Origin of the sequence: Rhodovulum sulfidophilum DSM 1374, assembly GCF_001633165.1 — a bacterium.
Classification (GTDB): domain Bacteria; phylum Pseudomonadota; class Alphaproteobacteria; order Rhodobacterales; family Rhodobacteraceae; genus Rhodovulum; species Rhodovulum sulfidophilum.
Map to the genome: position 1 here is coordinate 1726957 of NZ_CP015418.1, position 13475 is coordinate 1740431.

Annotated in this window: 10 protein-coding genes; 4 read left to right on the forward strand and 6 right to left on the reverse strand. The window is 68.0% G+C overall.

Annotation, left to right across the window (positions count from 1 at the left end):
• Positions 1-11: 11 nt before the first annotated feature.
• Positions 12-3578, reverse strand: coding sequence for an efflux RND transporter permease subunit (locus A6W98_RS08170; protein ID WP_042460107.1), 3567 nt, complete (start codon positions 3576-3578; stop codon positions 12-14).
• Entirely contained in the window at positions 3575-4792 is a 1218-nt protein-coding gene (locus A6W98_RS08175; RefSeq protein ID WP_042460110.1) for an efflux RND transporter periplasmic adaptor subunit, read from the reverse strand. Before A6W98_RS08175 ends, A6W98_RS08170 begins: the two co-directional genes overlap by 4 nt.
• 289 nt (positions 4793-5081) lie before the next feature.
• Between A6W98_RS08175 and A6W98_RS08185 the strand changes: the two genes are divergently transcribed.
• From A6W98_RS08185 to der, 3 genes are read left to right on the forward strand one after another with little or no spacing between them, the layout of a single operon-like run.
• Positions 5082-5735 (forward strand): tetratricopeptide repeat protein, encoded by a 654-nt coding sequence (locus A6W98_RS08185; RefSeq protein WP_042460116.1) that lies wholly within the window; start codon positions 5082-5084, stop codon positions 5733-5735.
• 58 nt (positions 5736-5793) lie between these two features.
• Entirely contained in the window at positions 5794-7110 is a 1317-nt protein-coding gene (locus tag A6W98_RS08190) for a PQQ-binding-like beta-propeller repeat protein (RefSeq protein ID WP_042460119.1), read from the forward strand.
• A 47-nt stretch (positions 7111-7157) separates the two neighbouring features.
• Complete coding sequence (gene der, locus A6W98_RS08195) at positions 7158-8630, forward strand: ribosome biogenesis GTPase Der (RefSeq protein ID WP_042460122.1); 1473 nt, start codon at positions 7158-7160, stop codon at positions 8628-8630.
• 149 nt (positions 8631-8779) lie between these two features.
• Here the strand turns inward: der and A6W98_RS08200 are convergent, their stop codons facing one another.
• The 4 genes from A6W98_RS08200 to A6W98_RS08215 all read right to left on the reverse strand — a co-directional run bounded on the left by A6W98_RS08200 (position 8780) and on the right by A6W98_RS08215 (position 13079).
• Positions 8780-9484 carry a hypothetical protein gene (locus tag A6W98_RS08200; protein WP_042460125.1) on the reverse strand — a complete coding sequence of 235 codons (705 nt, stop codon included), beginning with the start codon at positions 9482-9484 and terminating at the stop codon, positions 8780-8782.
• On the reverse strand, positions 9481-10773 hold the full coding sequence (gene serS, locus A6W98_RS08205) for a serine--tRNA ligase (protein WP_042460128.1): 1293 nt from the start codon (positions 10771-10773) through the stop codon (positions 9481-9483). Before serS ends, A6W98_RS08200 begins: the two co-directional genes overlap by 4 nt.
• Positions 10774-10813: 40 nt before the next feature.
• Positions 10814-12196: a pentapeptide repeat-containing protein gene (locus tag A6W98_RS08210; protein ID WP_052677982.1), complete on the reverse strand. Its 1383-nt coding sequence runs from the start codon at positions 12194-12196 to the stop codon at positions 10814-10816.
• Positions 12197-12266: 70 nt separating this feature from the next.
• Positions 12267-13079, reverse strand: a complete 813-nt coding sequence (locus tag A6W98_RS08215; RefSeq protein ID WP_052677983.1) for a trypsin-like serine peptidase — start codon at positions 13077-13079, stop codon at positions 12267-12269.
• A gap of 65 nt (positions 13080-13144) precedes the next feature.
• Here A6W98_RS08215 and yajC point away from each other — a divergent pair, with 65 nt between their 5' ends.
• Positions 13145-13474: a preprotein translocase subunit YajC gene (gene yajC / locus A6W98_RS08220; protein ID WP_042460131.1), complete on the forward strand. Its 330-nt coding sequence runs from the start codon at positions 13145-13147 to the stop codon at positions 13472-13474.
• The last annotated feature ends 1 nt before the right edge of the window (position 13475 follow it).

The window sequence follows — 13475 nt, forward strand, 5'->3', positions numbered from 1 at the left end:
CCCGGGGGGGGCTATTCGGCGGCGCGCAGTCCCTTCCCGTCCCCGTCCTTGCTGTCCTCCGCGGCCTGCCCGGGCGGTGTCGGGCCCGAGGGCTCGCTCCAGACGATCTCGGGCAGATCCAGCTGCCCGGCGGCCCGGTTCAGGGCCAGGTCGCGGGCGGCACGGCTGCCGGGCCCCGCGCTCAGCGCCGCGAGACGGCGCAGCGACCCATAGGCGCCCGCCCGCACCCATTCGCGCAAGGCCAGCAGCGATGGCGTGAAGACCAGCGTCAGCACCGTCGCCACCCCCAGCCCGAAGACCACCGCCGTCGCAAGCTGGGTCCACCACAGCGAGGCCGGGCTGCCCATTGTGTAGCCGCCATTGGCGAAGTCGAAGCTGACCCCCAGCATCATCGACAGCAAGCCCGCCATGGTGGTGACCGTGGTCAGGAAGACCGGGCGGATGCGGTCCTCGCAGGTCCTGACGATGGCCTCGATCCGCGGCATGTAGCGGGCATAGTCCTGATAGGTGTCGATCAGCACGATGTTGTTGTTCACGACGATCCCCGCCAGCGCCACCACGCCGGTCCCGGTCATGATGATCGAGAAGGGCTGGCCCATCACCAGCATCCCGATCAGCACCCCCGCCGAGGACAGCACCACCGCCAGCAGAACCAGCACCGAATTGTAGAAGCTGTTGAACTGCGCCAGCAGGATGATGAACATCAGCCCCAGCGCGGCGGTGAAGGCCTTCGACAGGAAGGCCGTGCTTTCCTCCTGGTTCTCCTGGTCGCCGGTCCATTCCCAGCTCACGCCCTGCGGAAAGGAGGCGGTCTCGAGCCAGCGGGTCAGGGTCGCGATCCGCTCATTGGCGTTGATCGGCTGGCCGTCCGCCGTGGTCAGCCCGTCGGTCACCGCCGCCTTGACGTCGAAATAGCGCTTGCCGTCCACCCGGTCGATCCGGCCGATCTTTCGCACCGGGCTGATGGTCACGAAATTCGACAGCGGGACCAGCCCGAATTCGGTCCTCACCTTCAGGGTATCGAGCGTGGACAGCAGCCGGTCGCGTTCGGGCAGCCGGACCCGGATGTCGATCTCTTCATCCGAGGAGGGCACCCGCATCGTGTCGAGAAGAACGCCGCGCGTGACCAGCTGGACCATCTGGCCCGCCAGCGCCGCCGAGGCGCCGAAGCGGCCGGCCTCTTCGGTATCGACATCGATCTGCCAGTCGATGCCGGGCAGGGGCCGCGTATCCTCGATGTCGCGCAGCCCCTCGGTCTCTTCGAAGCGGTCGAGAACGGTCTGGGTCGCCGCCGCGAGATCGTCCCAGTCATCGCCCTTCAGCCGCAGATGCACAGGCTTGGCCGAGGCGGGGCCGTCGGCCAGATTCAGGATCTCGGTGCGGATGCCGGGGATCTTTTCCAGCTTGCGCTCGATCCGCTCGAGGATCAGGGCGCCGTTCAGGTCGGGGTTCCCGGCCCGTTCCCGCCATTTCTGCAGCTCGATCTGAACCTGGCCGACGGTGTCGAGCGGCGGGCTCGCACCGCCCGTGTTCTGGCTCAGGCCGCCATCACCCGCGAAGGCGAAAACATTCTCGACCCCGGGTTCGGCCAGCACGATGCGCTCGACCTCCCGCACCATCGCATCCTTCTCGTCGATCGACAGGTTGCCGCGCGCCCGGACATAGACGATTGCCTGTTCGGGCTCGGTCTTCACGAAGAACTCGACCCCGTTATTGTGCTTGCCGTAATAGAAGAACACCCCGGCGACGAAGGCCCCCACCACGGCGACGGTCACCAGCGGCATCACCGGATTGCCGGCAATGGCGCGGATCAGCCGGCCGAAGAGAGTGGGGCTGTGGCCCACCTCCACCGGTTCGGGTCGCTCGCGGCGAAGCGCGTTCGCGGCCAGCGAACAGCCGATCAGCCCCAGCGTGAAAAGCGCCATCCCGGGCAGCATCTCGAGCGGGCCGGAACTGGCCGGGCCCGAGGCCGGATAGGACGGGTTCAGCATCCGCATGAGGCCGAAAAAGGCCGTCGCCATCGCCAGCGCCATCACCCCGATCCGCAGCGGCCTGGGCCTCGGCCGCAGCCTCGCGCTGATCCGCGACAGAAGCCGCGAGAACCGGCCCGCGACCCCGCCCACCACCGGCAGATAGACCAGCGCCACCACCAGGCTTGCCGACAGCACGAAAATCAGCGTGACCGGCAAGAGCCCCATGAACTCGCCCGCGATCCCGGGCCAGAACAGCATCGGCAGGAAGGCGCAGAGCGTGGTCGCGGTCGAACTGACGATGGGCCAGAACATCCGCTTGGCCGATTCGGCGAAGGCATGCATGGGTCCTGTGCCCTCTGCGATCCGGCGGTCGGCATATTCGACCACCACGATGGCGCCGTCGACCAGCATCCCGACCGCGAGGATCAGCCCGAACATGACGATGTTCGACACCGTCACGTCGAGGATCGCCAGCAGCACGAAGCACAACAGGAACGAGGTCGGGATCGCAAAGCCCACCAGCAGCGCCGAGCGGGTGCCGAGAAAGGCCAAGACCACCACCATCACCAGCGCGATCGCGGTCAGAACCGAGCCCTCGAGCTGGCGGACCATCGATTCCACATTGGTCGACTGGTCGTTCGAGGTCGTGACCACGATGGCCTGCCGCAGCTCGGGCGGCCATTCGGCGCGGGCCTTCTCGACCTCCTCGCGCACCAGCCGCGACGTGTCGATGATGTTGAAGCCCTTGCGCTTGACCACCTGCAGCGCCAGCGTCTGCTCGCCGTTGAAGCGGGCGGTCGAACTGCGGTCCTCGAAGGTCAGCCGGATCTCGGCGAGATCGCCGAGCCGGACCACCCGGTTGCCGTTCACCTTGACCGGCAGGTCGTAGACATCCTCCGGGCTTTCGAACGAGGCCGGGATCTTGAGCGCGAAGGCGCCCTGCGCGGTCTCGATCTCGTCGGCCGCGATCAGCTGGTTGTTGGCGGTGACGACATTGACCAGCTCCTGCGCCGTCACGTTGTAGGATTCGAGCTTGAGCGGATCGAGGATCACCTCGAGCATCTCGTCGCGCTGCCCGGCCATCGACACCTCGAGCACCGGATCGAGCGCCTCGAGCCGGTCCTGCAGGTCCTTGGCCGTGCGCACCAGCGTCCGTTCCGGCAGCGTGCCCGCGAGGTTCACGACGAGGATGGGGAATTCCGAGAAGTTGATCTCGGAGATCGTATAGGTCTCGTAGCCGCTCGGGAAATCGGCCTCGGCCTTGTTCATCCGGTCGCGCACATCGGCGATGATCTTGGTCTTGTCCCAGCCGAATTCGAATTCGAGCGCGATCCCGGCATAGTTCTCGCTTGCGGTGGCCGACATCTTGTCGAGCCCGTCGAGATCGGACAGCTCGGTTTCCATCGGCTTGATCAGCAGCCGTTCGGAATCCTCGGCCGAGATGCCGGGGAAGGGGACCGAGATGAACAGCGCCGGGATCTCGATATCGGGCTCGCCCTCCTTGGGAAGCTCGATATAGGCCAATGCGCCCGCGACCAGGGACATCAGCACGAAGGCCACGACCATCCTCGCGCGGGCCGCGGCCCAGTCGACGAGACCGGTCATTGCGGCGGCTCGCGGCGATGGACCTCGACCGGCGTGCCGTCCGAGACGAATTCCTGGCCGACCACGATCACCCGGGCGCTGTCGGGCAGGCCCGAGACCCAGATGCCGTCAGGGGTGTCGCGGATCACCTCGACCGGGGCAAAGCGCGCGCGGCTGTCGGCATCGACCCAGCGCAGCCCCAGCCGTCCGCTATCGTCAAGCGTCAGTGCCGATTGCGGCACCAGATGGCCGTCGCGGGCCGGTCCGGCGATGCGGATATCGACGCTTTGCCCGGCGCGGACCGCGCCATCGGCATTGGGCGCCTCGGCCTCGACCCGGAAGGTGCGGGTGACAGGGTCGCTGATGCGGGCGACGAAGGAGACCTGGCCCTTGATCTCGTGCCCCGAGACCAGTTTGCCCGTCGCGGCCGCGCCGGTCCGGATCTTGTCGACCTCGGTCTCGGGCACGGCCCCCACCAGCCGGATCGGGTCGAGTGCGGTCACCGTGGCGCAGGACGACCCCGGCTGCAGCAGGGCGCCCAACTCGGCGGTATCCTCGTCGAGCACGCCCGCGAAGGGCGCGGTGATGGTCAGCCGTTCGATCTCGATCTCGGCGTTTCTGACCTGGGCCTCTGCGGTACGGCGGGCGGTTTCGGCCGCTTCAAGCCCGGCCGTGGCCGAGGCGACCGCCGCTTGGGCGGTCGACACCGCCGAGGCGGTCCCCGCGACGCGGGTATCGGAGGCATAGCCCTCGCGCGACAGCCGCTGCGCGGCCCGGTCGTTGATCTCGGCCTCGTTGAGCTGGGCGCGGGCCTGGGTCACGGCGGCGCGGGCTTCGGGCAGGCGGGCGCGGGCCTCGGCCAGCACCGCGCGGGCCTGGGCCAGGGCCGTCGGCCGGGTCCCCGGTTCGATCCGGCAGAGGGTGTCTCCCGCGGCGACCGACCGGCCCTTCCTGAGCGGTTCCGAAACCACCCGGCCGTCGATCTCGGCCAGCACGGCGACGCTGCGCGCGGCTGCGGTCTCGCCCCTGAGCCGCACGCCGCCCCGGACCGGCCGGGCCTCGCTGTCGATGACCACGACCGAGACCGCCTGCGGCGCGTCCTCGCCGGCGGTCGTGTCGGGCGCAGCACTGGCGGGATCGACCCCGGCCAGCGCCATCACGCGCTCGCGTTCCATCATCAGCAGGTAGAATGACACTGTCACCAGAAGGGCGGTGAGCATCGAGATCCAACGCATGGACGGGCTTGCCTTTCTCGTTCCGATGCACAGGGACCCGCCTTGGCGGGCCTCGGGCCGGGCCATCGCCGCCATCATCGCTCCCGCACGGGTCGGCACCTTCGGCGGGGGCTTTCGGGGGCCGGTCCGGCGGCCGTCCCCGTTTCCCCTGATCGTACTGTCAAACCGCCTGGACGTACAAGCGCTCCGGACCCTGCCGGGCGCCAAAGTTGCGGGCTTTGCAAAGCGGTGGGTGCTGCGCTAAGACAGGCGCCAGAAGAGCCCAAGCAGCCGGACCTCCGAGACGCCCATGACCAATCCCGAAAGTTTCATCCAGGAAGTGACCGAAGAGGTCCGTCGCGACCGCCTGTTCTCCTGGATGCGCCGCTATGGCTGGATCGCGGCGCTCGTGATCCTGATTCTGGTCGGCGGTGCCGCCTGGCGCGAATGGAGCCTGGTGCAGCGGCAGGCCGAGGCGCAGGCGCTGGGCGACCGTATTCTCGACGCGCTCGACATCCAGGATGCCGCCGCCCGCTCGCAAGCCCTGGCCGGGATCGAGGCAGAGGGCGAGGCGGGCGCGCTGGTTGCCCTTCTCGCCGCCTCCGAGGCACCGGACGCGGCCGCACGGATCGCGGCCACCGAACGGCTCGAGGCGGTCGCCTCCGACAGCGCGCTGCCGCCCTACATGGCCGATCTCGCGGCCCTGAAACTGGTGCTGCTGCGCGGCAGCGAGATCCCGCCCGAGGCGCGGATCGCCGCGCTCGAGCCGCTGGCCGGGCCGGGGCGGCCGTTCCGCCCGCTGGTGCTCGAACAGATCGCCTATGCCGAGATCGAGGCGGGCCGGACCGAGGCCGCGCTCGACCGTCTTCGCGGGCTTCTTCAGGATGCCGAGGCCAGCGCGGACTTGCGTCGGCGCGCCAGTCAGTTGATTGTGGCGCTTGGCGGATCGCAGGATGCAGGCTGAGGCCGGGCAGGGGCGGACAGCCGTAAAAGACGGGCCCAGGATCAAGGGGACAGCGACAGTGAAATTCGGCCAAGTAACGAGCGTTCTCGCGCTGATCGCCCTGGTTGCGGGCTGCGGCAGCGATGAGGAAATCCTGCCCGGCGAACGCCTCGGGGTGCGCGAGGCGCTGGGGCTCGAGACCGCGCAGCCGGACCCGTCCGGGACCGAGCGTGCGATTTCGCTGCCGGCGCCGCAGGCAGTGGCCGACATGCCCCAGCTTGGCGGCAATCCCGAACATCTCACCCCGCATGCCGCGCTGTCGGCCCAACCCGCGCGGATCTGGTCGACCTCGATCGGGGCCGGCAACAGCCGGCGCTACCGCATCACCGCGCCGCCGGTGGTCGCGGGCGGCGTGATCTACACGCTGGATGCGCGCAGCCAGGCGTCGGCCGTCTCGGCCGATGGCAAGGTTCTCTGGAAGGCCGACCTGCGGCCCGATGGCAAGCGCGGCAAGGATGTCAGCGGCGGCGGGCTTGCCTATGGCGACGGACGGCTCTTCGCCACCACCGGCTATGGCACGCTGATCGCGCTCGATCCCGCGACCGGCGACGAACTCTGGACCCAGAAGGCCGATGCCGCGATCTCGGCCCCGCCGACCTATCGCGAGGGCATGGTCTATTTCGTCAGCCGCGACAACCGCGCCTGGGCGATCTCGGCCACCGACGGCCGCGTGCAATGGCAGATCCCGGGCACGCCCGCGCCGGCCGCAATGCTGGGCGGCGCCGCGCCCGCGGTGACCGAGCGGCTGGCGATCTTCCCGTTCAGCTCGGCCGATCTGGTCGCCGCACTTCGCCAAAGCGGGGTGCGCGTCTGGGGGACGGCGCTGGCTGGCCAGCGCCGCGGGGCGGTCTATGCCGCGGTGACCGACATCACCGGCGATCCGGTCGTGGCGGGCAACGTGCTTTACGCTGGCAACCAGTCGGGCCGCTCGGTCGCGCTCGACGTCAATTCGGGCGAACGGATCTGGACCGCCGAGGACGGGGCCTACGGCGCGATGCTGCCGGTCGGCGGCTCGGTGTTCTTCCTGACCGATCAGGACAAGCTGGTCCGGCTAGATGCCTCGGACGGCAGCCGGATCTGGTCGGTGGACCTGCCCTATTTCACCAAGAAGAAGCCCAAGAAGCTCAAGGCCGTCTATGCCCATTACGGGCCGATCCTGGCCGGTGGGCGGATCTGGCTTGCTTCGGATGATGGCTGGCTGAGGGGCTTCGACCCGGCCTCTGGCGCGCTTCTGGCCGAGATCGACCTGCCGGGCGGCGCCGCCTCGCGACCGGTGGTGGCGGGCGGAACGCTTTACGTACTGTCCGAGCGCGGGGAACTCGAGGCTTTCCGCTAGGCCCGGGATGGTGTAGGCGGGCGCTCTGATCCGGTTCGGAGAGACCCATGAGCTTTACCCTGGCCATCGTCGGACGGCCCAATGTCGGCAAGTCGACGCTGTTCAACCGTCTGGTCGGCAAGCGCCTTGCGCTGGTCGACGACCAACCCGGCGTCACCCGCGACCTGCGCGAGGGCGAGGCGCGGCTGGGCGATCTGCGCTTTACCGTGATCGACACGGCCGGGCTGGAAGAGGCGACCGATGAAAGCCTGCAGGGCCGGATGCGGCAACTGACCGAACGCGCGGTCGGCATGGCCGATGCCTGTCTGTTCGTGATCGATGCCCGCGCGGGCGTGCTGGCGGCCGACGAGGTCTTTGCCGAGATCCTGCGCAAGAAATCGGCCCATGTGATCCTCGCTGCCAACAAGTCCGAGGGCCGCGCCGCCGATGCGGGCTTCTTCGAGGCCTATGGGCTGGGCCTGGGCGAGCCGCTCCGGCTGTCGGCCGAACATGGCGAGGGCATGGCCGAGCTGCATTCCGTGCTGGCGCCGCTGATAGAGGCCGCCGAGGCGCGGATCGACACCGAGGCCGCGCCCGAGATCGATGTCGACCTCTACGAGGAAGACGACGACGAGAACATGGAGGTGCCGGTCCGGATGCCGACCGCCGCGCACCCCCTGCAGGTGGCGGTGGTCGGACGGCCGAATGCCGGCAAGTCGACGCTGATCAACGCCATTCTCGGCGAAGACCGGCTGCTGACCGGTCCCGAGGCGGGGATCACCCGCGATTCGATTTCACTGTCGATGGACTGGCAGGAAACGCCGGTCCGGCTGTTCGACACCGCGGGCATGCGCAAGCGCGCCAGGGTTCAGGACAAGCTCGAGAAGCTGTCGGTGTCGGATGGGCTCCGGGCGGTGAAATTCGCCGAGGTGGTGGTCGTGCTGCTCGATGCACAGATCCCGTTCGAGGCGCAGGATCTCAGGATCGCCGATCTGGCCGAGCGCGAGGGGCGCGCGGTGGTCGTGGCCGTCAACAAATGGGACCTCGAAACCGACCGGCAGGACAAGCTGATCGCGCTCAAGGAAGAATTCGCCCGGCTTCTGCCGCAGCTGCGCGGCGCGCCGCTGGTGACGGTCTCGGCGCTGACCGGGCGCGGGCTCGACCGGCTGCATGATGCGGTGCTGTCGGCCTATACGGTCTGGAACCGCCGGGTGCCGACCGCGCGGCTCAATCGCTGGCTCTCGGGTATGCTCGAGATGCACCCGCCACCGGCCCCGGGCGGGCGCCGGATCAAGCTGCGCTACATGACCCAGGTCAAGACCCGGCCCCCGGCCTTCGTGGTGATGGCCTCGCTGCCCGAGAAGCTGCCGGAAAGCTATCGCCGCTATCTGGTCAACGGGCTGCGCGAGGATTTCGAGATGCCGGGCACGCCGATCCGGCTGACTTTCCGCGGCCAGGGCGATCGCAACCCGTTCAGGGCGAAGAAGAAAAAGACGCCCTCGCGGCTGAGGAAGCATCTCGGGAAGAAGCCCGAGGGCTGATCGCTCATCGCGCCGCCCTTAGGACAGGGGCGGCGCTTTCCGTCCTGTCATGGGTATTTGATCCAAGAAGAAGCCCGATCGTGTCTTCTTCTTGGCGAAAATACCTCCGGCATCGAATCCGACCGCGCAAGGCGGCCGGAGCGGGGCTTTCAGGTTGCGGCACGGACCGTCAGGAACCCGGCCAGCACGGCGCCCGCGAGGGCGGCAATGGCGACCAGCGGTGCGGCGGTGATGTTGGCCATGGCGATGCCGATGAGCCCCCAGATCAGCGCCGCGCCATAAGCCGGGGCGCGGTCGAGCGGGAAGAGCACCGCGGCGCCGGTGATGAGCGCGCCGAGCAGTGCCAGGAAGGCCCATCCCGTTTCGCCGAAGAGGATGCCGTGGCCCGCGCCCAGAAGGCCGACCGAGACCCAGCTGGCCGCGGTCAGCCATCCCGCATAAAGCCCGACCGGCGCCTGCAGCCACCAGCGGTCGACGAGCGGCGTCTCGACCAGCGCCCAGATCGCCATGGCGGCCATCCACCACAACAGAAGCGAGGCCCAGACCGGCGAGAGCTGCGCGACCCCGATCCAGGCCGCGCCGGGGGCGAGCGACAGGATCAGCGGCACCCGGCAGGCTTCCCAGGCGCCGTCGCGGGCGCGGCGGAACAGCCCGAACCCGGCCGAGATCAGAAGCCAGACATAGATCACGCTCCAGATCGCGAAGGTATAGCCCGCGGGCTGCACCGGCGGATTGTTCTGCGGTATCGGAAACTGGTCGGGCGAAAAGCCCGAGAAGCCGCCCGGCATCAGCGCCGAGGCGACGAAGAATACCGTTGCGACAAAGACAAGTATCGCCTTCACAGGGTCGATCATGCCAGTTCTCCTTCAACTGTCAGCAGCGTCTTGCCGCCGAGCCAGGGTGCGAGCGCCTCGGGCAGGGCGACGGATCCGTCCTCGCGCTGGCCGTTTTCCAGCACCGCAATCAGGCATCGACCGACCGCAAGGCCCGAGCCGTTCAGGGTATGGACATATGCCGGTTTGCCGCCGCCGACGGGCCGGAAGCGCGCATTCATCCGCCGCGCCTGGAAATCGCCGCAATAGGAGACCGAGGAAATCTCGCGATAGGTGCCCTGTCCGGGCAGCCAGACTTCAAGGTCATGGGTGCGCCGCGCGCCGAAGCCCGTGTCTCCGGTGCAGAGCGTCATCGTGCGGTAGGGCAGGCCTAGCCGCTCGAGGATGCCCTGGGCACAGCCGGTCATCCGCTCGAGTTCGTCAAGTCCCTGCTCGGGATGCACGATCGACACCATCTCGACCTTCTCGAACTGGTGCTGGCGCAGCATGCCCGCGGTGTCGCGCCCGGCGGATCCGGCCTCGGAGCGGAAGCAGAGCGAATGCGCGGTCAGCCGGCGCGGCAGGTCGGCCTCTTCCAGCAGGGTGTCGTTGACGGTGTTGGTCAGCGTCACTTCCGAGGTCGGGATCAACCACCAGCCCTCGCGGGTCTGATAGCTGTCCTCGCCGAATTTCGGCAGCTGGCCGGTGCCGTACATCATCTCTTCGCGGACCAGCACCGGCGCGTTGACCTCGGTCAGCCCGTTCTCGGTGACATGGGTGTCCAGCATGAACTGCGCCAGAGCCCGGTGGATGCGCGCCACGGCCCCCTTCAGCACCACGAAGCGCGCGCCCGACAGCTTGGCCGCGGTCTCGAAATCCATGCCCGCGGCGACGCCCGGCAGCTGGTAATGCTCTTTCGCGGCAAAGCCCGGGTCGGGCGGGGTGCCCCAGCGGTGACGCTCGACATTGTCGGCCTCGTCGGCGCCGTCGGGCACGTCGGCCAGCGGCAGGTTCGGCAGGCTCATCAGCATGTCCTGAAGACGCCTGTCCTCGGCCTTGGCCTCTTCGTCGAGCCGGGCGATCTCGTCCTTCTTCTCGGCCACCAGCGCGCGCAGGCGCTCGAATTCGGCCTCGTCGCCCCGGGCCTTGGCGGCGCCGACCTCCTTCGAGGCAGCGTTGCGCGCGGCCTGGGCCTCTTCGGCGGCGGTGATCTTCGCGCGGCGGGCCTCGTCGAGCGCAAGGATCGCGGGCGAGACCGGCGCCAGCCCGCGGCGCGCCATGGCGGCGTCGAAAGCGTCGGGTGTCTCGCGGATGGCGCGGATGTCGTGCATGTCTTGTCCTCGGGTGGTCTGGGTCTCTGTCTTGGGGCGGTTATGCCCGATCCTGAGGGGCGACGTAAGAGGCCGGATCGGCGCGCCACCTGGCGCATTCCCGGTCGAATGCTGTCTGGCTCAGGGCCTCGGACGGCCAGTGAGGCGGTCGTATGATCGGCCCGATTAGGACGACTGTTCCATCACCGAAGCAGCGTTCGAGATCGAGGGTCCCGATATGATGTGCGCCGAGGATGCAATCGCGGAAGGCGAGCCCCTGATGGATCGTCGCTGGACGTGGAGGGGGGCCAGTTCGGGCTGTCCTGAAGCCGAAGTCGGTATCGCGTTGGCTTTCAAAGCCAATTATGATCGCGTTTTTCCAAGTGGCTTCTGCAAAGTTCGCACCGAGCGCCCACCTATCGGGTCCCCTCACTCCCGAGAAGGCGACGACACTGTCTTCCATTTGTGCTTGCGAAAAGTTCGCCCCGATTTGTGTCTTCGGAGAAAAGAGGAAGCGGCTTCGATTGAAGATGGCCTGCGACAGATTGGCGTTTTCGAACACGGCTCCTTCGAAGATGCTCTCATAGCCCTGAACCCTTTTCATGTTGGCAGACGTGAAATTGCAGTCGCGAAATCGGGACCGGTAGAGGAATGCATCGTTCAGATTGGACCCGGCGAACGCGGCGTGGGAAAAATCTGCGCCACTCAGATCGCATTTCGCGAGATTGCATCTGCTCAGTGAAAGACGGTAGCGGGCAGCGGTTTCAAGGCGACGACGGGATTCCGCCCGCCGTCCCAGCACGGTCAACGCGGTCTGGACATCGGTCAGGTCTGTCAGTTCGGAAAGGGAAGTCTTCGCCGCGTCCGTGTCCTCCGAGCGGGACAGAGGCTGCGATGATGGCGGTCTATGTGAATTCTCGCAGATATAGGCGCAGAGGATCTCCATCACGTTCACATGGTCGCGGTCGCTGTCCCGGCTGATCCGTTCCAGCGCGTAGATCGCGCCGATGCGGACCTCGATATTGGGTTCGGTCGTCTCTTCGATCTCGGTCGTGCCATCCGGGTGCGTGATCCGCCGCTTTACGGTCTTTTCCGCCCCCAGCCCCCCGACCGCCTTGTTCAGACGGTCGGTGATAAGCCCCTGTTCGGCCACCTCCACCTGCTTTTGCGCGACGATCGAGCGCCAGACCAGAAACGGAACCCCGATGAGGCCCGCGAGCACGAGGCCGATATTTCGTATTGCCTCGGATCGGCGTTCAGCGGGGGCGAAGTCGCCCAGTCCGACAAGGGCCATGATGAAGGCGAGGAGGGTTCCGGCGATGAGAGCCAGCGCCAGCGCCGAGACCGCAAGACCAATGATCCGTCCGAACCGCCGTGCCGCTGTGAAATCGGGCGATCTGTTATAGCCCAGCCAGTCAATCAGATCCGGGCGCTTGTCGGGCATAGGACACTCCGTTTCCTTGAAGCGCAGACTGCCCCGAACCGCCGCTGCTGGGAACCGGTTTCACCGGGGCCTATTGACCCGCCAGAAAGGCCGCGCCGGGGCGGGCGGCGATCGAGCGGATCCCGCCCGCGCCACGCAATGCGGCCGAGATCACGCCGACCACCTGCCAGCCCCGGCCCGCGCGCTGCAGGACCGGGGCGCCCGAAAGGCCTTTGGTCACCGGGCAGCTGAGCCCGGCCATGCCGGGGCTCTGGACCAGCACGCGGCAGTCGCGGACCCGGCTGAGCGCGTTCGGGCGGTCGCGGCGATAGCCGATCACGGTGACCTCGGGGCCGATGCGCTCGGGCAGGGCCAGCGCAAGCGGCGCGATGCCGGTGATCGGCGTCTCGAGCAGAAGGATCGCCACATCGCTGCGCAAGCTACGGGAATCCGGTTTCTTTCCGGGATGAAAGCCGGGGTTCGGCCGGAGCGCTCGGGCGGTGCGGTGGGCGGCATAGCTGCCCTTGTACCAGCCTGCGAGGAAATGCACCTGTCCGGGCTGGGCCCGCGCGCCGCCGCGCAGCGCGTAAAGGCAATGAGCCGCGGTCAGCACCCGGTCGGGCGCGATCAGCGTGCCGGTGCAGAACCCGCCGGTATCGAACCCCGCCACGTTGACCCGGCCAATGGCGCGCCAGGCGCGGTGCTGGGCCTCGGCCAGCGGCTCGGCCCGGTCGCGGGTGCCGGCGGCGTGGGCGGCGGGCAGGGTCGCTGCCCCCAGCGCGACGGCAAGGGCGAGGCTCAGTGCGGCAGGCGGGCGGCTCGAAGGTCGCATGGCCCTTGATATGCCCTGATCGGGACGCCATTTGAAGCCCCGGCGCAGCGCCTTGCCAAGCAGAAGACCCACGGATAGGGTGCGCCGCGACTGAAAACGGGGCGGCCCGTCTGCCCTTCGAACACGGGGACTTCCACATGTTTGCAACGCCAGCCTTCGCGCAAGCGGCCGGCGGGGGCGCCGCCGGCGCCTTCGGCTCTTTTCTTCCGCTGATCCTGATCTTCGCGATCATGTATTTCCTGCTGATCCGCCCTCAGCAGAAGAAGGCGAAGCAGCACAAGGCGATGGTGGACGCGCTGCGGCGCGGCGACCAGATCGTGACCCAGGGCGGCATCATCGGCAAGGTCTCGAAGGTCAAGGATGACGCCGAGGTCGAGATCGAGGTCGCCGAGAACGTCAAGATCCGTGTCGTGCGTCAGACCATCTCTCAGGTGCTCAACAAGACCGAGCCGGCGGAAAAGGCCTGAT

Bases quoted from the DNA above. Each gene is read 5' to 3' on its own strand.
- A6W98_RS08170 (WP_042460107.1), bottom strand. From the start codon at position 3,578: ATGACCGGTCTCGTCGACTGGGCCGCGGCCCGCGCGAGGATGGTCGTG.
- A6W98_RS08175 (WP_042460110.1), bottom strand. From the start codon at position 4,792: ATGCGTTGGATCTCGATGCTCACCGCCCTTCTGGTGACAGTGTCATTC.
- A6W98_RS08185 (WP_042460116.1), top strand. From the start codon at position 5,082: ATGACCAATCCCGAAAGTTTCATCCAGGAAGTGACCGAAGAGGTCCGT.
- der (WP_042460122.1), top strand. From the start codon at position 7,158: ATGAGCTTTACCCTGGCCATCGTCGGACGGCCCAATGTCGGCAAGTCG.
- A6W98_RS08200 (WP_042460125.1), bottom strand. From the start codon at position 9,484: ATGATCGACCCTGTGAAGGCGATACTTGTCTTTGTCGCAACGGTATTC.
- serS (WP_042460128.1), bottom strand. From the start codon at position 10,773: ATGCACGACATCCGCGCCATCCGCGAGACACCCGACGCTTTCGACGCC.
- A6W98_RS08210 (WP_052677982.1), bottom strand. From the start codon at position 12,196: ATGCCCGACAAGCGCCCGGATCTGATTGACTGGCTGGGCTATAACAGA.
- yajC (WP_042460131.1), top strand. From the start codon at position 13,145: ATGTTTGCAACGCCAGCCTTCGCGCAAGCGGCCGGCGGGGGCGCCGCC.